Raw genomic sequence first — 19,232 nt, forward strand, 5'->3', positions numbered from 1 at the left:
TAATGTCAGGCTGACACCGTGATGGCAATGTGAAAGTGCTGCGGGGAGTTGATCTAGTGGCTTATTTCTCTTTTCAATTGCGTGGTGCTGCTTCTAAATGTGGGTCGATGTCAGAGAGGCAACCATTTATTGAGGCGCGAGGCTTGGAGAAGAGCTTTGGCTCACAGCATATTTTGCGCGGTCTTCATGCCACAGTGTACAAGGGGGAGACCTTGGTGGTGCTGGGGCCATCTGGTGAGGGAAAGTCAGTGTTGATGAAGTTGCTCACGGGCTTGCTGAGTCCTGATGCTGGCGAGGTCTTGGTGGACGGCAAGCGCATTGACAACTTAGACGAGCGCGAGTTGCTTACGTTGCGTCGCCGCATGGGCATGATGTTTCAGAATGGCGCACTCTTTGACTCGATGACGGTTGGCCAGAATGTGGCGTTTCCATTGCGGATGAATGAAGTTGCCGATGAGGAGGAGATCTACCAAAGGGTAGAGGAATCCTTGGAGATTGTACGGCTTAGCGGGCAAGGTGATAAGATGCCTTCAGATCTTTCTGGAGGCATGCGCAAGCGTGTCGCTTTGGCGCGCGCGGTGGTGAGTCGACCCCATTGTATTTTCTATGACGAACCGCATGCTGGACTCGATCCGGTCACGGCGGATAAGATTGATCGATTGATCAAGCGCCTCGAAGGCGAGCACGGGATCACCAATATCGTGGTGACTCACGAAATGCGTAGCGTGTTTCGGATTGCAGACCGTGTGCTCTTTATCAAAGGGGGAGTGGTTTATTGGGAAGGTACTGCGGCAGAGCTTCAGTCGGTAGATGATCCATTCTTGAGGGACTTCATCGATGGTAATTCCGGCGCGCCTTGGTGACTTTACGCTAGTGTGAGTGTTCCCTAAAATTCTGCCCTTGCATATCTAGCAGCAAGAGCTGAGAATCTGCGCCAATGCAGCTCAAAGAGAAACGCCCGGAAACCCTCGCAGGTCTTTTTGTATTTGTCGGCATCCTTGTGTTGGCATTGCTGATTGTGCAGTTTGGTAAGATCAAGCAACAGTTCAGCGATGATTATCACATTTATGTGGAGTTTGAGAATGCCTCAGGCTTGATCAAGGGCAGTGAGGTGCGACTTGGTGGTGCCAAGGTGGGGCGCGTGACGCAGGTCCCGGAGCTCACTGACAACTTGAGTGTGCGGGTGGATTTGGCAATTGATGAACGTGTTCCAATCTATCGTGGTTCTGAATTTCAGATTCAATCGTTGTCATTGCTAGGTGACAAGATGGTGGTGATCGTTCCACCGTCGACGCGTAGTGACGCCGCGAGACTGGTCGATGGAGACATGGCCCAAGGGGTTGAGACCGCAGGACTTCAGGGCTTGCAGTCAGATGCCTCTGGTGTGGCGCGCAATGCTCAGCGTGTGCTCAGTCGAATGGATGAGCGCTTGGCCGATGTAGAGGAAATGTTGGCGGATTTCCGAGTGACACTAGACCGAGTGAATAACGGGGTGCTTTCCGATCAAAATATTCAGGCATTCGAGGGCACGATGGCGAACATCGAAGAGACCACGTCACGCTTTGCCAAGGCTAGCCAAGATCTGGAAACAGGCCTCAAGGAACTGCCTTCAACGATCTCAGCCGTGCGAGCCGTGGCGGAGCGAGGCGACAGTACCTTCCAGAGCCTTCAGGAGAAGATGGATAAGATCGACCCTGTGCTAGACGAGCTGCCAAGCACCGTGCGTAGTTATCGCGAGCTTGGAAAGAAGCTCAGCCAGCTCACTGACAGCGCGAACACCACGATCAAATCGATGAAGCAAGGGCAAGGGCTACTGGGGGCTCTTCTCTATGATGAACAAGTCAGTCAGGATACCAAAGACTTCATCCAGAATCTCAAAAAGCATGGTCTTCTCGGGTATAAAGATGAAGACAGCTCAAAGCCTTACGATGCCAAAGATAGCCGTTTTCGCGGCATTCGACGCGATTGATCAGGGCATAGAAAACATGACTTCTCTTGTAATGGCGGCGTGTCCTCGAGTCCTAGAGAATCTGGTGCATGATCCACTATAGAAATGGTCGGCCCAAGCCACAAGATCCAGGCAATGGGGTACAAGGTTTTCAAGGTAGGCAGAATACACGGCCCTACGACCCAAGAAAAGAGCGCTGGGGTAGACGGGTGGCTCGCTACACGTATAGGGTGGCTTGGGTGGCACACGGCTACTTTGCTTTGGGCATGCTCCTACATTCCCTAGGAGCTGAGCCGTTACCGCATGCTGGATCTGTGCTCGTTCTCGCTCTTCCTGTGGTACTCGCGGGGAGGTTGATCGCCAACGGTCTCACTCGGCATGACGAAGATTTTAGCTACAAGGCTGTGAAGGTCTATTTCTCAGGCCTGCTCGTCTACTTGGTACTCGGAATAGCTGGCGCTGTGGTGAACCTATTCTTTGTTGCTTGAGCGGGAGTAGATTGAAGCGCGCTGAACTAGAGGTAATTAGCAAAAACAAGCCCGGGGAATCATCCCTAGAGAGGCAGGGAGCATGATGATCAAACGCGTGAATTATAAGATTTACCACTGTTAGTCGATTCATGTCAAAGAAAGAATCTAAGTCGGGGTTCTGCTAACTGTTAGGTTGATTTTTTTTATACCCAATCGGGTGGATTGTGACACTTTTGCCCACTTGGGTGGGGAGGGCTCTGAAGGCTAAGAAAATCCAAGCTTTTCGACGATTTTGTGGGTGGAGGTAGAAAAGAGGCTAGATGGGCAATAGCACAACATGTTGTATTGTGAATAATTTGTTTATACCACATAGGATAAAATGGCGTTGACCAGATTTAGTAAAATCGACATAGTTGTGAGCATGTCAGAGCGGGTGGCTGAAGCTGCCAAAGCGAGTCAAAACCACCCTGCGACGCCAAGCCTTGAAAGATGGGGCTTTGAAGCGCGGAGCCTACCTCAAACCACCTCCTACCCAGCACAACATCACACTATGTCCACCACCACAGTCACCCTCGGCGATCGCACCTTTGAGATTGATGAAGCCAAAGCGCAGGAAGCGTACGCGGCGAAGAAAGTCATCAATGGTCGTGACACCATGTTCTTCAATATCCTACCGCTGAAGTACCAGTGGGCGTACGAGCTGTATAAGGAAATGAAGAACAACCACTGGGAGCCTGAAGACGTGGCGCTTCGCGCGGATGCCGACCTATGGGATGCCTTGCCGGAGGAAGCGCAGCAGGTGCTACAGATGCTGATGGGCTACCAAGCAAGCTCAGGCGAGATCACAGGAGCGGAAGAAATTTATGCGATTCGTGACATTGTCACCGCCCCCGAGCTCAAGCTTGTATTTGGCCGCTACGTGCACGAGCAGAACACTCAGCAAGACGTCCTTGTTCATATCTTTAGTTCACTCGGGCTCAACCCGAGCCAATGCACCCAAGGATTCGCCGAGGTAGCCGCCAAGCTCAGCGCGTTTACCGCCGAGCACCTGGTTGAGCTTGATCGCCACCTCGACATGACTGATTTGGCCAACAAGCGAGCCTTCGCAAAGAACACCTTTTTCTTCAGCCAGTGCATGGAAGGATTGCAGCTCTACAGTCTTTACGCTCAATTGATTGGGCTTGGGCACCGAGGCCTGCTCACAGGCGTTTCTGAGATCTTTACCAAATTGCTTCGTGATGCGGGCTTCCGCTGCGAGCTCTTCCGGAAGCTCTTCATCGAGCTTTGCCAGGAAAACCCAGACATCCGCGATGCCGCCTTTGATGCTGAGCTCGAGGCACTGATGCAATCTGCGGTAGCGGTTGAGCAGGAGTTTATAGCGAATGCTCTTCCTGAGCTTGAGCAATCAGGTTATACTGCAGAGTCACTCACTACTTACATTGACCACGTAGCCGCCAAGCGACTGGCCTCTTGTGGTCTTGGCCCAGAGCCTGCTGGCTCCTCCTTGCCACAGCTAGACGAAGTATTCTTCCCGAGTGAGGTGCACGCTATGCACGCCAGCGCCACAACCTCCAGCAGCATTTCTGACTTCGACGACGACGACCTTTAGCGAAGCTAAAGGAGTGATCAGTGTGGAGTGCGAAGTGTGAAGCCCAGCATTCCTCAGCAACCACTCCTAAAAACCCTAGGTTTCAAATTATAAAATACTCCTCACTTCACACTCCCAACTTATCACTTGCACCCATGACAACAACCCAACTCGCTGACGCTTCCATCACTCTAAACTCCGATGCTGCTGAGCAAATTATTGCTAGCAAGCGCGTGATCAATGGCACCACCCCAACTGGCTTTGGACTCGCCCCACTCAAGTACAAGTGGGCCTACGAGATCTACAAAAACATGCGTGCCAACCACTGGGAGCCAGAAGACATCACCATGCAGAAAGATGTCGAGCAATGGCGCAGCGATGAAGTGTCCGACGTCGAGCGTTGGATCATCAAGATGGGCATTGGCTACTTCTCAGCCGCCGAAGGGATCGTTGGCGACAACGTGATCCACGTGATTCGTGAGCTCGTTTCAGCACCAGAGCTCAACCTCGTATTCCGCCGCCACGGCCACGAAGAAAACATCCACGCCGACTCACTCGTCTACATGGTTTCTTCCCTAGGCATCAATCCACACGAATGTGAGGCGATGCTCGAAGACATCCCAACGATCAAGGACAAGACCAACTTCGTGGTGAGCAATAGCCGTGGCCTCCGCCGCGACATGGACATGACCAAGCTCGAGAACAAGCAAGCGCTCGCGCGCAACATCTTCATGTTCGGCCAAGTCATGGAAGGCACCCAGTTCTACGGCCTCTTCGGCATGATCCTCAGCCTCTACCGCCAGAACAAATTCCCTGGGATCGGCCAGATGTTCCGCTACACCCTGCGTGACGAATCGAACCACATCGAACTGCTGCGCAACCTCCTCATGGATCTCATCGACGAGAACCCAGAGATCTGGACCGCCGAATTCCAAGAAGACCTCCGCGCCACCATGGCCGAAGGGATCCGCCTCGAAAAAGCCTTCATCCGCGATTGCCTTCCAGTGGCCGCTGTGGGACTCAATATGGCTGAGTTCGAGCAATACATCGATTTCATTGCTGACCGCCGCCTCACATCCTGTGGACTCGCTCCATTGGTCGAGGGTGGAACCTCAAACCCATTCCCATGGCTCGCCGAGATGATGGACATCAAGAAGGAACAAAACTTCTTCGAAGGCCGAGTCACCGAATACCAAAAAGCTTCGGCACTAGGAGAGATCGACGATGACGATCTCTAGCGCAGCTAGAGCGAGTGATACGTGTGAAGTGTGGAGTGCGAAGTTCCAACTAGCCTGCACTTATGACTTCACACTCCTAACTCATCACTAAGCGAATGATTAAAACCTTTGAAGATTTAGACGTATGGAAACGCAGCTGCCAGATGGCAGTGGACGTTTACAGCGTGCTTCAAGACTCAAAGGATTATGGACTAAAAGACCAAATGCAGCGCGCAGCTGTATCGATAGCATCAAATATAGCAGAAGGTTCTGACCGTGGGAGTACAGCGGAGTATATCCGTTTTCTCCGCTACAGCAAGGCATCCTGCGCTGAGCTTCGAACTCAGTTATACATAGCCCAAAGAATTCGGAAAAACTCCAATCAAGAAAGCCTCCAGAACGGCACTGAGTTAATTCAAGAAAGCAAAGAGATCTCTGCCATGTTGCAGGCTCTGATTAATACACTAGAACAAAAAACCAAAACCCCAACGAACCCAAAAACCTCGAACCAGTAGTTTCAGAAGTCCAGCACTTCACACTCCTCACTTCACAGATACAAGTTTGTCTTAAACCTCCAACTAACCCAAAAACCTCGAATCAGTAGTTTCAGAAGTCCAGCACTTCACACTCCTCACTTCACACTTATCCCTTTCCTACCATGTACCGTAACCTCACTCTCGAAGAAGATGTCGCACTGAAAAATGTTGTGACCCGTCCACGCTCAGAAAAGCCTGACTTTGCTTGGCGCGAGCAAGTCAATAGCAGCAATAAGAGCGTGCCACAGGTGATTGTGGTCAATGGCAAGTCTGAGTCTGAGCTCTCGCTCGAAGACGTGGCTGATACCATCGGTGGTGCCCTCACCGACCTCCTCTTGGCGCGTCAGGCAGAGGAAGCCAACATCTTCAACGACGAGAACCGTCACTTTGTTTCCAACGTCGCCCACAATGTGGCCGAGTCGCTCATCGAGCAAGTCACTGACGGTGGCCAGCTCAAGCTCACCAAGAACGACCTCTTCCTCCTCATCGAGAAGGCGCTGATCGAGAATGACGCCCACGACGTGGCGAAGTCTCTGGTCTTCAACCGTTCGCTTGCCGACAAAGGTTCCATCGAGGTTTCTAGCATTTCCAACGAGCCATTCACTGTGCGCCTGATCCGCCGCAATGGCAATGTGGTGCCATGGTCTGAGACCAAGATCGAGAACGCAGTGCGCCAGGCATTCCTCACCATGAAGGCAGATGCCGCACCAGCAGCACCAGTCGCTCACGCCGTCACCGAGCGCGTGCGCAAGGAAGAGAAAGCCTTCATCCACATCGAAGACGTTCAAGACATCGTTCAGGAAGAACTCATGCGCGCCGGTCACTTCAAGATCGCCGCTCACTACGTGCTCTATCGTGCCGAGCGTGCTGCCACTCGTTCAGAAGAAGATTCCCTTCCAGTCGAAGACCCGCAGCAGGATTCCATGGTCGTGGTCACCACCGATGATGGCAACTCGATCTTCTGGGATGGCACCGAGCTCAAGAAGCGTATCCAGTTCGCCTCCATCGGCCTCAACCTCAACCTCAGCGAAGCCGACATCGAGCGCGAACTCCGTCGTTCCATCGGCACTGAGATCACCCAAGAAGGTCTAAAGACCACCGTCATTCTCAATGCCAAGACATTGATCGAGCAAGACGCAGACTTCTCGCTCTTCGCCGGTCGTATCCTTCTTTCCTACATCTACGAGGAAGTGCTCGACTGGAATATCCTTAACGACGGCATCGAAGGCCTCAAGGCCGCCCACGTCACCTCCTTCAAGAAGCACCTCAAACACGGCGTAGAGATCAAGCGCTACAGCGCAGAGATCCTCGACGGTCGTTACGACCTCGACACCCTTGCCGAAGCGCTCGACCCAACAGCCGATCTCGACTTCGACTTCCTCGGCATTCAAACACTCTACGATCGCTACCTCGTGATCGACAAGACAGGGGACAAGCAACGCCGCCTCGAAGTACCACAGTTCTTCTGGATGCGTGTCTCCATGGGCCTCTTCAAGGAAGATGGCGAGAACAAGCAAGATTGGTGTATCCGCCTCTACAACCTCTACAAAGGTCGTCGCTTCTGTTCCTCCACTCCAACACTCTTCAACTCTGGCACACTCCACAGCCAGCTTTCCTCCTGCTACCTCTACAAGGTGGACGACTCGATCGAATCCATCATGCAGCGCGGCATCGCCGACAATGCCTACCTCTCCAAGTGGGCTGGCGGACTCGGTGGTTCATGGACTGCCGTCCGCGGTACCGGTGGTTACATCCAGGGCACCAATGGTGAATCCCAGGGTGTCATCCCATTCCTCAAGCTCCACAACGACCAACTTGTGGCAGTGAACCAAGGTGGTAAGCGTCGCGGCTCCGGCTGTGCTTACCTTGAGACTTGGCACAACGACATGGAAGACTTCCTTGAGCTGCGCAAGAACACCGGTGACGAGCGTCGCCGTTGCCACGACATGAACACCGCCAACTGGATTCCGGATCTCTTCATGAAGCGCATGGAAGCGCGCCAGGACTGGACACTCTTCCGCGCCAATGAAACTCCTGACCTCCATGACCTCTACGGTAAAGCCTTCGAGCGTCGCTACGAGGAATACGAAGTAATGGCAGCAGAAGGTAAGATCTGGTCGCAGAAGCAACCAGCGATCGAGATGTGGAAGAAGATGCTCAAGATGATCTTCGAGACCGGCCACCCATGGATCACCTTCAAGGACCCGTGCAACCTCCGTTCACCACAAGACCACGCTGGCGTCATCCACTCGTCCAACCTCTGTACCGAGATCACCCTCAACACCTCCGACGAAGAAACTGCGGTGTGTAACCTCGGCTCCGTCGTGCTCGATAACCACATCCGCGAAGATGGATCGCTCGACCACGACATGCTCAAGGAAACCATCACCGTGGCCATCCGTGCGCTCGACAACGTCATCGACATCAACTTCTACCCAACAGAAGCTGCCAAGACCGCGAACTCCCGCCACCGTCCGATCGGTATGGGGGTCATGGGACTCCAGAATGCACTCTACAAGAAGAACCTCGCCTTTGCCTCAGACGCAGCGGTCGAGTTTAACGACGAGATGATGGAAGCCATCGCATACTACGCCTATGGCGCATCCTCGGATGTTGCAGCAGAGCGTGGCACCTATTCATCCTACAAGGGATCCAAGTGGGATCGCGGCCTCATGCCTCAGGACACCGTCCAGCTCCTCGAAGACGAGCGCGGCGTGAAGATCGATGTGCCACGTGGCAACAAGATGGACTGGACACCAGTGCGCGAGAAAATTGCCAAGCACGGCATGCGCAACTCCAACGTGCTTGCCATCGCGCCGACAGCCACCATCTCCAACATCATGGGCACCACCCCGTGTATCGAGCCGAACTACAAGAACCTCTTCGTGAAGTCCAACCTCTCCGGTGACTTCCTCGTGCTCAACCGCCAGCTCGTGGGCGACCTCAAGAAGGAAGGCCTCTGGAACCGCGAAATGCTCGACCAACTCAAGTACTTCGATGGCGAGCTCGACGAGATCGCTGAGATCCCAGACCACATCAAGCAAAAGCACCGCACCGTATTCGGCGTCCCATACCAGGCCGTCATCGATGCCGCTGCCCGCCGCCAGAAGTGGATCGACCAATCCCAATCGGTCAACCTCTTCCTCGCCACACCAGACATCAAGACGCTCTCACACATGTACCGTCGCGCCTGGTCCACCGGCCTCAAGACCACCTACTACCTCCGCACACTCGGTGCCTCAAATATTGAGAAATCCACCATCGACGTGAAGAAGGAAACCCGTGGCGTAGCCGCCGGTACAGCAGGTGCCGCCGCAGCCGCCGCTCCGAAAAAGCAATACACCGCCGCCGAGGTCCAAGCATGTTCCCTCGAAGCCATGATGAATGGTGAAGAATGTGAGGCTTGTCAGTAGTTCTAAGACTCGATGACCGAGCCCTTCGGAACCTTGCGTGAAGAAGGGTGGAGAGTGCGAAGCTTGTCAGTAATATTTAAAGTAAAGCCTCTTCTGTTTACTATAGGGGCGAGCTTTCAATGTGAAAATTAAAGAGGTCTTTAGGGCTCAACCAAGGAATGATGGAACAGTTGGTAGAAAGTTTTGATATGGGCAAATATGAGCACATAAATAGTGAACAGAAGAAAGCTTGGGATAGAATTGTTGGGCTAGAAAAACGAGTGGATTCGGTTGTAGAAGACTGGGAGACTGTCCTTAAAAATCCAGAGCATACGGCTAAAAACGACGCGGCCACAACTAAAGGATACAGGACTCGGGGGAAAAAAGCATTAGAAGAGCTACAATCTACTAAACAGGAAGTTGAAGGCCTGAAGCTTGGTATGGAGGATCTTTATACCCATTACGATGCAAGTAAAGGGATCGCTAGCCAGGCTGTTGAGGATTTAAAAGCATCTAAGCTAAAACTAGATGAGAAGATAGGTGAGCTTCAGGACTATATCGAAGGGTTTGATTCCGTTATTGAAGAGCATCCTGATATAGAGCAAGAGATTAAAGGGTTGGCTGGAAAGGTTTCTGAAGGGAACGAGTTGCTCACTAAGGCCTCTAATACTCACAAATCAATACTTAGGCGCAAGGAGGAAGTCGATGAGGCGTATTTCGATATTTATGGATACGAAGACGAGGATGAGCTAGGTCAGACTATATTGGTGGAGGGGAAGAAAGATCGGCTTGAAAAAAGTTTTAACGATCTGACGCACAAAGCTGAGTCGATCGAAAAGCAGCAAACGCAGCAAATAGAATCTATTGATATAAAGTTTAAGGAGAAGGCTGATGCTTGGAAGGGAATTGTGGACGAACTTTCTAAGCAAGTGAAGGATCTGATGCCTGAAGCGCTTACCAAGGGGCTCAGTGCCGCATATTCTAAAAAGAAAACGGATGAAGAAGCTACCTTGATCAAGCACGAAGGGGCATTTGTAAAGTCCATAAGGTCAGCTGTAGGAGTTTCTCTTATTCCTTTCTCATTAGGTGTTTATATGCTTTTTAATGGTAATAGCTTAGATGATGTGATTTTGAAGGCTCCAAGTTTAGCTTCTTCAGTTTTGCCAATTTATATTCCGATTATTTGGATGGCTTATTCCGCAGATAAAAAAGCTAAGCTATCTAAGCGTCTGATTGAAGAGTACACTCACAAGGAAGTATTGAGTAAAACCTATGAAGGGTTATCGACTCAAGTTAATGCCTTGCCTGATGAAGAAGTGAGTGCGGAGCTTCGGGTTAAATTGTTAACTAATGTTCTTAATATTAGTGGTGAGAATCCAGGTAAGTTGATATCTGATTATAATAAATCGGATCACCCTGTTATAGACGTTCTTGAACAGAGTACTAAATTGACCGAGTCGTTCGAAAAGTTACAAAGTATTCCAGGTATAGGAAAGCTAGCTGAGAGGCTAATTAAGCGTTCAGAGGATGATATTGAAAAAACCGCACAAAAAGCTTCTAAAGGTTTAGATCAGTTGGATGAGAGTGAGATTGCATGAGATACATGGTGACATTCGTATTCTAAATATAATTCCTAATAGTAGAAGACCACTTTAATGAAGTTGTATAAGTTTCGTGATGAAACGCAGATGCAGTTTGGGTTTGATGTTATTTTTGAGAGAAGGTTTTTTTGCGCAGATTGGCGATTCTTGAATGATCCAACTGAGGGGCTTTTTACACATTCCCACTATACTGACGATGATCTTTACAAACTACATGGTGACAGGCTTGGTATAAGGGGGGATATCGCTTCAATGTGCAAACATGGTGCTAGGCATACGAGATGTGAAGCTCTGCGATGCCCAATTTTCTCTCCTTTGGGATCTTATAACGCATCAACCTCGCTGGACGACTGGGGACAGTCGTCCCTGCCTAGAGAGCATGGTGGTGCGGTGTGTCGAGATGATGAAATTCGACAGACACTCTGTGGTGTAACACATGAATAAAATACGTATTGATGACTCTTATGCTTGGTGGCTGGCTCAAGGTCGCTTATTCTTGCAATCAATTAATACCTAAGCTCATGAAGCTCTTCGAATACCACATATGACCAAGTTGTCTAATCATCGGTGCGATGGTTGTTTTCTTTGTCGTTAAAAAAATTTACGACTTTTTCACTGGTGGTGGCTGATGTGACAAAGAATGAGTAGTTACTCATTTTTCAAGTATGACATTCGGCTGTGCACACATGGTACCATGCTAACGAGATGTCACTACATCTAAGATCTCAGCCCTCGATCAGCCCCCTTTTGAATGTAGCTTAGCCGTCTTAAAACTACATGGTGGCAGGCACGGTATGAGGGGAACTATCGCTTTAATGAAAATCCCACGGGTATGCACAGTGGTCGGTTCAACATGACGGTAAGCTCCAACGTGCCCACGAGCATCCTAGGTTTCGCAGAGCATTCCGGTGGAAAGGTGGTAATTAGATTCTTGACTGGATTCTAGTCTGTTTGCGATAAGCTTCTATGATCGAAGAAATTGTGACACCACTAGTGAATGTGGTATTACGTGCCATGGGATGGATTTTTTTCGAGGTTCTAGTACAATTTATCATTGCGTGGCCCGGCAAAATTCTCTGCAGATTATTTGGAAAGAATGTTGATATCGACAGCGGTTCCGCACTTGTAGTTGGTATCATATTTTGGATTGGCTTCTTTGCCGTCGTTTACACTATGTTGCGCCAATAAATGTATACCCATGATGAAGCTAGTCTGTCTGCGAGAAGGATAAATGCTGCGGTGTGAAGTCATGTGCTTGGCTGACGTATCTCCAGCCAAGCGCTGGCAACTAGTGTTGGAGGGCGGTTGTACAAGAATTAGAAGGTTTAGTAGTCGACCTTAGAGTGCTTACTGTGGATGGTGTCTCTAACCATGAAACTAAATCAAATCAAGTCAGTTGCGGGAGTGGCGGTCGTTGTAGCGCTGGTTGTGGGTGGCACCTCGTGCTTCACCACTGTCGAGGGTGGTCACAAGGGGGTCGCCATCACTTTTGGGAACATCTCGGATCAGGAGCTCGATGAAGGATTCCACTTCAAGGCACCCTGGACCAAAGTCATTTCTATTGATTGTAAGAACCAAGCTGAGAGTGAATCGTTCAGGCAAGTGACATTGAAGGCGCGTGATCAGCTCACCTCACGGGTGGACATCACGGTGAACTGGAGAGTGGATGGTAGTTTTGCGGCAGAAGCCTACCGGGAGACTGGTGGCCTCGAGGGACTGCGCGATAAGTACCTCATTCCAAAGACGCGTAGTCTCATTCGTGAAGAAGGAAAAAGCGTGGAGCGTTCTGAGGACTTCTTTAGCTCCGACGTTCAGATCGCCCTTCAAGATGGGATTTTGACCAAGCTTAAAGAAACATTATCCGACAAGGGGATCATTATTGAAGCGGTGTTGTTCCGTAATATCGAGCTGCCACCATCGATCGAGCGTGGCATCAATGCCAAGAAAGAGATGCAGCAAGAAGCGGAACGCGCCGAAGCGACATTGCTCAAGTTTGAAACCGACCAGAAGCAAAAGGTGGCTCAGGCAAAGGCTGAATTAGAGGCGGCAAAAACTGAACAAGAACGCCGAATGGTGCAAGCCGATGCGAAGGCATACGAGATTGAGGCCGAGGCAAAGGCGAAGGCTCGTTCGATTGAGCTAGAAGGTGAGGCCCGCGCTAAAGCGATTGCACTAGAAGGTGCCGCACTCAGAGACAACCCGGTACTAGTAGACCTGAGAAAAGCAGAGAAGTGGGATGGTAAATTGCCAACCACGATGTTCGGTGCAGGGCAGGATGTCATGATTGACCTGAGCAAAACTCCGAAACAATAGCAATAATCCGAACCGCCCAGTTTCGTCAATAGACGCTAGGCTGGGTGGTTGGGACTCCTGAGTAGCCAGGATCACTCTAAAGAGTGTGAGATCCCAATGAATAGACCTTGGTTTTATCCGTGGATGGCAGTTCCCCGAACCGAGCTTTGTAACCCGCTGCAAATTGACCCATATGCCGGAATCCCCACTTTTTAGCGACCTCACTCACAGATTCACCTCCATCCGATCGCAAAGTTCTTCGCACTTCGTCATACTTCCTAGAAAGTAAGTATTGCTTGGGGCTCATCTGTAAATAGTTCTTAAATAAATATTGCAGCGATCGCTCACTCACCGCTGCAGCATCGCACAGCTCAGCAATTTTTAATGAACGTCCTCCGTGAGCAGTCATGTAGTCTATTACATTTTTATAGCTTTGTGACTGTCGCATATTCAAAATAGGCTGATAAACCCTGCTTCCCGATAACCACTGAGAGATGAGTCGATCCATCAAATTGTTCAAACGAAACCAATACTCCTCACGCACAGCTGACTCATCCAAATGGTTGTAGTAAATATCTCCCAACAATATTTCAATTTCTCTCCGGAAATTCTCTAAGGCCTCGCTAGGAAGGTGCACCACTTCCATGCCTAGTAGAAGTGAAGAGGGGTAGCTAAACTCCATTGCCTCGGCCTTTTTTTCGAGCATTTCTTGCGGAATATGGATCGCATAAATATGAAAGTCACTAGGAGAAAGTGATTCAAAATCCGAGTTGTAGGGAAAGCATAGCAGGTGATCATTTGCCACACTCTGGCCTCTCCACATAAAATTACCTTCTACTCTCTTTTGAATGATGAAAGTGCGACCTCCCTGTGGTGCGAGACCGTTTTGATGTAGTTTTCTATTGAGACTGCACTCTCCTAACTGGGTGCCATGCATTCCTATCTGCCGGATTTTCGCATGAAAATCACCTCGATCTAACTGAATGAATTCAGCCTGCCACTGCTTGGCTGTTTCAGTATAGAGATCAGAGTCATAAAATTCGATGTCTGTTTTGAAGTCTATGTGTCTCATGAAAATGCTCTTTTTTTGCGGTTTTTAGATGTTCGGAATGCCGATTTCCCGGAAAATGCTTGAGGTAGGTTTATATGGGTAGATTGTTGTGGGTAATTTTTAGCAAACTACACAAACTAATCCATCCATAATCTATGAAAAACAAACTAGTTATTTCTCTGCTAGCGGGGACTATCTTCTCTCAGGTAGCCATTGCAGATGAAATTATTCATGATGCCGAATACTACATTTTAAAATCTCAACACGAAGCACAGTGGAAAGAAGACGACCAAAGCGTGGATGCTAAGCTCACAGAATATAGGAACAACAACAAAGGGAAGTCACCGAACATTCTTTATGTCTTAGTCGACGATCTCTCTTTTGGGGAAATGGGCATCCCAGAAATGAACTACGTGAGAGGTTCCCAAACTCCTCGTATCAACCAATTCGCTGATGAAAGCATCTCATTCATGCGCATGTACACTGAGCCATCTTGCACGCCTTCACGTGTAGCGATGATGACAGGTCGTCATCCAGTACGTAATGGCCTAGGTGAAGTAAAGGCCACTGTGGCAGGAGAGGCTTTAGCAGCTAGTGAAGTGACCATTGCTGAAGTTCTTTCAGATGCTGGTTACAATACTGTTCACATAGGTAAATGGCACATGGGGGACATTGCCGAAGGCTATCCTCATAACCAAGGGTTTGACTATGCGTCCTTCCCTATTCATCAGCAGGTTTTGTTAGGTTTCATGACCCCTGAGTCAGATCAAGCTCATGTGATGCAAGGTTGGGTAGAAGGCTCTGACAACAATCCCTTTGCTTTAGATAAAACCTTCAAACCAAATGGTCTTGTGTACGGCCTCGAGGCGACAAAAGGAGAGCTGGCCAGGGAAGTTGATTTTAAAGCTGGAGAACAGTGGACTCAAAAGCACTACGATGCCATGAACGATAAATACCAGAGGGAGACTCTTGAGCAACTCAGGGAACTATCAAAAAAGGAGGAACCATTTTTCTTACAATACTGGCCGCTCATCCCGCTTGAGTTCGATCGGTCAGCATTTGATAAATTCGATATGCAAAATGGAGGGACTGGCGTAGAAAGCCTTCACAAGTTAGATAAATGGTTTGGTCAGATTCTGGATGAAGTGGATAAGCTAGGGATTACTGAGGACACACTCATTGTTCTTATGGCGGACAACGGTCGCTTCCGTCAATTTGACAGAGTGTTAGGGTTTAGTGGAGGAATTTATCGAGGTGGAAAGGTCGACACTCAAGAAGGGGCAGTCCGAGTAAATGCTTTTGCCCGCTGGCCTGGGATGATCAAGGCTGACCAACTCGCAGGAGATATGATTCATATCTCAGATCTCTATACAACCTTCGCTCACATCGGGAACGCTAAGCAGTACATACCTAGAGACCGAGTCATCGATGGGCTCGACCAAACGGCACTATTTCTAGAAGGTGAAGGTAAAGGTCGACGAGACTACGCATTCATCTATAGTGGTAACACACTTAGAAGCATCGTAAAACAGAAATACAAACTAGAGCTTCCAGAGCCTGGGCAGCCTGGTGTAGCAGCTAAGATATATGACCTGCAGCGAGACCCTAGGGAAGAATCCCCAATGCTTGAGGTGGCTCTTTGGGCTAGCGCGAGTTACCAAGACATCATTGCGCGTCACATTGGCCAGATGCAAAAGTACCCCAATGCAAAAGTTGGCTCAGGTCGACCTTATAGTGGAATCGAAAATCTGCGACCTGAAAGCAAGAAAATGGTCGACTTCTTTATGGGCTGGAAGAACCAGAATTAATACATTTCACCTAGCAACAAGTAAGCCTCAGAAGTGATTCTGAGGCTTACTGTTTTTGGGGTATGCCTCGTATCTATGGCTCAAATGGGGAGAGGCTTCGGAATAAAGCTGGGAGTGGGTACTCAGACTTAGCATGAAGCTTTTAACGACGACTGCCGCCTTCCTCCTCACTTCCGCCGCGACCCTTCTAGCAGAAGGATTGCAGGAACAATTAGATACAAGAAAATCAGCCTTTGAGTCGAAGGCTCCGAAAGAAACAATCACCGAGTACGACAAGGGAATTCAAGCGGTGCAGGACTCGGGGGTGTTGGAGGGAGCTCTCAATGTCGGGGACTCTGCCCCAGACTTCACTTTGAGCAATGCCATTGGAGAAAAAGTCACGCTTTCTACTCTACTGAAAGACGGACCGGTGGTGCTCACTTGGTACCGTGGTTCCTGGTGCCCGTACTGCAACATTGCACTGCGATCCTATCAGGAAAACCTACCAAAATTCAAAGCATTGGGAGCGCAATTTGTGGCTCTCTCCCCAGAGCTTCCCGACAAGTCGTTGCCGACCAGCCAGAAGCATGCACTCGAGTTTGAGGTCCTCACGGATCTGAATAACCAAGTCGCCAAGCAATTCAATATCGTCTTTGAAATGACCCCATGGTTGGCCAAGGCCATGGACAATTTCGCTGGGCTCGACGGCTACAATGGCAAGGGATACGACACTCAGACCTTGCCACTCTCCGCCACTTACATCATCACCCCAGATCGCAAAATCGCCTACGCGTTCCTCGATGCCGAGTACCGCAACCGAGCCACTCCAGAACAAATCCTCAAGGAACTAGCAAAGCTAAATGATTAAAGTAGACGGACGACTGGTAGTAGTTTTTAGGTCGTGCGTGTGCCGTTCAAACCTAGCAGGGATGGCCATTTTCTAACTACTTGGTTAGTCGATGGTGCTGGACGATAGAGAGCTGGGCTTGTCCCATCCTCTGTGCTGCCAGTTTCGCTTTTTCTGCGAGCTCTCCCACGAATAGGCGATCGAGTGTCTCGCCCCACAGCTTGAGCCAGCGGTCAAAGTGTTCCATGCTCATGGAATGCTTTAGTTGTTGATCCACCTGGATATGCTTCTGCACTGGATTTCCTTTGAAATTAGTTCCTCGTAGTAAATGCCCTTCCCAGAAGTCGCTTAGCTTCGACAAGTGATCGGGCCAATCGTCAGTGGGAATATGGTGATTGAAAATAGGGCCTAATAGATCGTCCTTTCTCACCTTGGCATAAAATTGATCCACCAAGCGGACAATATCTTCTCTAGATTCAATCGTTTTCATTACTGAATAAGTATGTCAGTTGTCGAAGTGAGGTCAACGTGCTAGAGAAGTTAGCTCAGTGGTAGCCGCTATATGGAGCTATACCTGACGATGAACAGTACCGAGCTTAAGCACCCTAGGTTTTAACGGGGTGGTACTTCTACGATTAGCGCAGGAACCCTAGGTTTATTTAGCAGTAGAGATGTCCGCTGCTATTCATTATGAGCGTTTGACTGAAGTTGAGGTAGTGGGAACTAGTGGTTTTCGAAACTTGCTTTTGGTGAGATTGTCGGTATTTTTCAAAGCGAACAACTGTGCCTGAAATTGGCTCATTTTATTATGGATCTCACAACTATTCTCACCGCAGCTGTCATTGTGCTGGCGGTTTTATTTCTTGCATGGCGTGGCTATATTGCGCTCAAGCGATATTCGTGTTGTGGTTCGTGTGGTTGCGATCTGATGACGAAGAAGGAACGCAAAGCGTACGAGGCGCGCAAGAACGCTGGGAACTGATTCCTTGCGTAAGCAGCATGGCCACGTGATTCCCCGTAAGGGACGACGAAAGGCTGGGCAACGCGACCGAATATTTGAACACCATGAATGCACTCGAAATTGCAAAATCTGTTTTAGAAGCCAAAGGTGGTTTTCTACACGTGAATGAAATCGCGAAGCATGCCCATGAAATGGAGCTATGTTCCGATGATGAGCTTAAGGACCTACCGAAGTTGTTGTCCTCCGCCTTATCTAAGGAGGTGAAGACAAAGAAACCCTTTTTCAGCAGAATCAAGGACGGTAAAGGGGGATTCGAGCAAGGTGTGTACCGGCTGAAGAAAAGTCAACGCTTCCCCAAACATCGCTGGGGCGAGTCCTAGTACAGACCGTAAGGGGCTTCGTAGAGTGAGAGGATAAGTTCAGCCGTCGGATTGATGGTTTTGTATGAAATTCTTTGGAGATTCTCCGGTCCACTTTTTGAAGGCATGGTTGAAGTTGCTGGTGTCGTTGTAGCCTAAATGAGCTGCAATTTCGTTCACGTACATTTTCCCTTCTAGCAACAAGCGCTTAGCTTCCTCAAACCTAACGCGTGAGGTGAGCTCGCGGTAGACGACTTGGTTTTCCTTGAGGGTGTTCTGCAGGGTGCGGATGCTGACTCCGGCCAATTCTGCGGTTTCTTCAATGCTAGGAAGAAATCCGCCTAGGCCTGCCCGCACGGTTTGCTCGATCGAGCCAATAGGGTCATCCGACGGCGCTGATTCTGAGAGTTTTGATTGTACTGAGGGGGAAGTGGACTCAGTGGCAGCATCGATACGGACACTGAGTAAGTTGCTTGGAATGTCAAAGGACACATGCTGGACATCGCGGGTGGCAATAGCGCCAGAGATCGCGGTAAAACCAGACAAGTCGCCGGCTTCAGCATCGATCGCTAGATGGCTCGGACACCACTTGTGTCCAGCCGCCAGACGCACGGCGTCAATCAGCACCAGTAAGGCAAAGCCATCCAGTGAGGCTCGGGCTGGGCAGTCGTCATGCTGGAGATTGAGACTCACGGATTCTGAGCTAGTTCCTTCGCCGATCCATGCGCGCGCTGCGGAGTTTGTCATGGGGACTGCCTTCACCAACCGTTCTAAGAGCTCTTCTAAGGAACCTGCATTGGCCAAATGCTGGCCAAAGTCTCCGAGGTCCATCACCGAGGTTTTTTCGCCAACCTTGAGTCCGAGTTGCTCCATTCCCTCGACTCCTTCTACCGCTGCCACAAAGCGACAAGCATATTCAAAGGGCAATAAGCCTTCGTGGTTGGTGAGGGTTTCTAGGTTCACGTGTAGAGCTTTCATGATGCGTTCCACGTCAGCCCCACCTTGGTGAAGGTAAGAGGGGAATGGGCTAAATGCCGCATTACGGGCCAATGGAATTCGTTTCATGCTAACAGAGGGATTGTGCAGCTACTTGCATGTAATCACAAGGTTATACCTTTGAGCTCATTCGGCATTTTTGGTTTAGTGTAAGTAGATCAAACAAAAGCCATAACGGCTTCAAGGT

The 19,232-nt window shown here is 49.7% G+C and carries 16 protein-coding genes; 13 read left to right on the plus strand and 3 right to left on the minus strand.

Translation table 11 applies throughout. The features are described 5' to 3' along the window. Window positions 1-107: 107 nt before the first annotated feature. The 10 genes from F454_RS0106720 to F454_RS15695 all read left to right on the plus strand — a co-directional run bounded on the left by F454_RS0106720 (window position 108) and on the right by F454_RS15695 (window position 13,065). Window positions 108-863 carry an ABC transporter ATP-binding protein gene (locus tag F454_RS0106720; RefSeq protein WP_018969874.1) on the plus strand — a complete coding sequence of 252 codons (756 nt, stop codon included), beginning with the start codon at window positions 108-110 and terminating at the stop codon, window positions 861-863. A gap of 74 nt (window positions 864-937) precedes the next feature. Beyond that, window positions 938-1,969: an MlaD family protein gene (locus tag F454_RS0106725; protein ID WP_018969875.1), complete on the plus strand. Its 1,032-nt coding sequence runs from the start codon at window positions 938-940 to the stop codon at window positions 1,967-1,969. 68 nt (window positions 1,970-2,037) lie between these two features. After that, window positions 2,038-2,436 carry a hypothetical protein gene (locus F454_RS0106730; RefSeq protein WP_156817175.1) on the plus strand — a complete coding sequence of 133 codons (399 nt, stop codon included), beginning with the start codon at window positions 2,038-2,040 and terminating at the stop codon, window positions 2,434-2,436. 403 nt (window positions 2,437-2,839) lie between these two features. Beyond that, a complete protein-coding gene (locus F454_RS14470; protein ID WP_018969877.1) occupies window positions 2,840-4,027 on the plus strand; it encodes a ribonucleotide-diphosphate reductase subunit beta in 1,188 nt (395 codons plus the stop codon). Between the two features lie 134 nt (window positions 4,028-4,161). Next, window positions 4,162-5,244 (plus strand): ribonucleotide-diphosphate reductase subunit beta, encoded by a 1,083-nt coding sequence (locus tag F454_RS0106740; protein ID WP_018969878.1) that lies wholly within the window; start codon window positions 4,162-4,164, stop codon window positions 5,242-5,244. 95 nt (window positions 5,245-5,339) lie between these two features. Beyond that, window positions 5,340-5,738, plus strand: coding sequence for a four helix bundle protein (locus F454_RS0106745; protein ID WP_018969879.1), 399 nt, complete (start codon window positions 5,340-5,342; stop codon window positions 5,736-5,738). A 143-nt stretch (window positions 5,739-5,881) separates the two neighbouring features. Further along, complete coding sequence (locus F454_RS0106750; RefSeq protein WP_018969880.1) at window positions 5,882-9,172, plus strand: ribonucleoside-diphosphate reductase subunit alpha; 3,291 nt, start codon at window positions 5,882-5,884, stop codon at window positions 9,170-9,172. A 161-nt stretch (window positions 9,173-9,333) separates the two neighbouring features. After that, complete coding sequence (locus F454_RS0106755) at window positions 9,334-10,749, plus strand: hypothetical protein (protein ID WP_205619000.1); 1,416 nt, start codon at window positions 9,334-9,336, stop codon at window positions 10,747-10,749. Window positions 10,750-11,718: 969 nt separating this feature from the next. Further along, complete coding sequence (locus F454_RS0106765) at window positions 11,719-11,940, plus strand: hypothetical protein (RefSeq protein WP_018969883.1); 222 nt, start codon at window positions 11,719-11,721, stop codon at window positions 11,938-11,940. 183 nt (window positions 11,941-12,123) lie between these two features. Beyond that, window positions 12,124-13,065 (plus strand): prohibitin family protein, encoded by a 942-nt coding sequence (locus tag F454_RS15695; RefSeq protein ID WP_018969884.1) that lies wholly within the window; start codon window positions 12,124-12,126, stop codon window positions 13,063-13,065. Window positions 13,066-13,141: 76 nt separating this feature from the next. Here F454_RS15695 and F454_RS0106775 read toward each other — a convergent pair whose 3' ends face one another. Continuing rightward, window positions 13,142-14,116: a helix-turn-helix domain-containing protein gene (locus F454_RS0106775; RefSeq protein WP_018969885.1), complete on the minus strand. Its 975-nt coding sequence runs from the start codon at window positions 14,114-14,116 to the stop codon at window positions 13,142-13,144. A 134-nt stretch (window positions 14,117-14,250) separates the two neighbouring features. On the opposite strand from F454_RS0106775, the gene F454_RS0106780 reads away from it, so the two are divergent. Together F454_RS0106780 and F454_RS0106785 are read left to right on the plus strand one after the other, a co-directional pair. Then, window positions 14,251-15,903, plus strand: a complete 1,653-nt coding sequence (locus tag F454_RS0106780) for a sulfatase-like hydrolase/transferase (protein ID WP_018969886.1) — start codon at window positions 14,251-14,253, stop codon at window positions 15,901-15,903. A 133-nt stretch (window positions 15,904-16,036) separates the two neighbouring features. Further along, window positions 16,037-16,750: a peroxiredoxin-like family protein gene (locus F454_RS0106785; protein WP_018969887.1), complete on the plus strand. Its 714-nt coding sequence runs from the start codon at window positions 16,037-16,039 to the stop codon at window positions 16,748-16,750. A gap of 76 nt (window positions 16,751-16,826) precedes the next feature. On the opposite strand, the gene F454_RS0106790 is transcribed toward F454_RS0106785, so the two are convergent. Continuing rightward, window positions 16,827-17,219, minus strand: a complete 393-nt coding sequence (locus tag F454_RS0106790; RefSeq protein WP_018969888.1) for a group III truncated hemoglobin — start codon at window positions 17,217-17,219, stop codon at window positions 16,827-16,829. 575 nt (window positions 17,220-17,794) lie between these two features. Between F454_RS0106790 and F454_RS0106800 the strand changes: the two genes are divergently transcribed. After that, window positions 17,795-18,070, plus strand: coding sequence for an HTH domain-containing protein (locus tag F454_RS0106800; RefSeq protein ID WP_018969890.1), 276 nt, complete (start codon window positions 17,795-17,797; stop codon window positions 18,068-18,070). A 39-nt stretch (window positions 18,071-18,109) separates the two neighbouring features. Here the strand turns inward: F454_RS0106800 and F454_RS0106805 are convergent, their stop codons facing one another. Further along, complete coding sequence (locus F454_RS0106805) at window positions 18,110-19,114, minus strand: helix-turn-helix transcriptional regulator (RefSeq protein WP_018969891.1); 1,005 nt, start codon at window positions 19,112-19,114, stop codon at window positions 18,110-18,112. Between the last annotated feature and the right edge of the window lie 118 nt (window positions 19,115-19,232).

It is taken from the genome of Rubritalea marina DSM 17716, assembly GCF_000378105.1.
Lineage (GTDB): Bacteria > Verrucomicrobiota > Verrucomicrobiia > Verrucomicrobiales > Akkermansiaceae > Rubritalea > Rubritalea marina.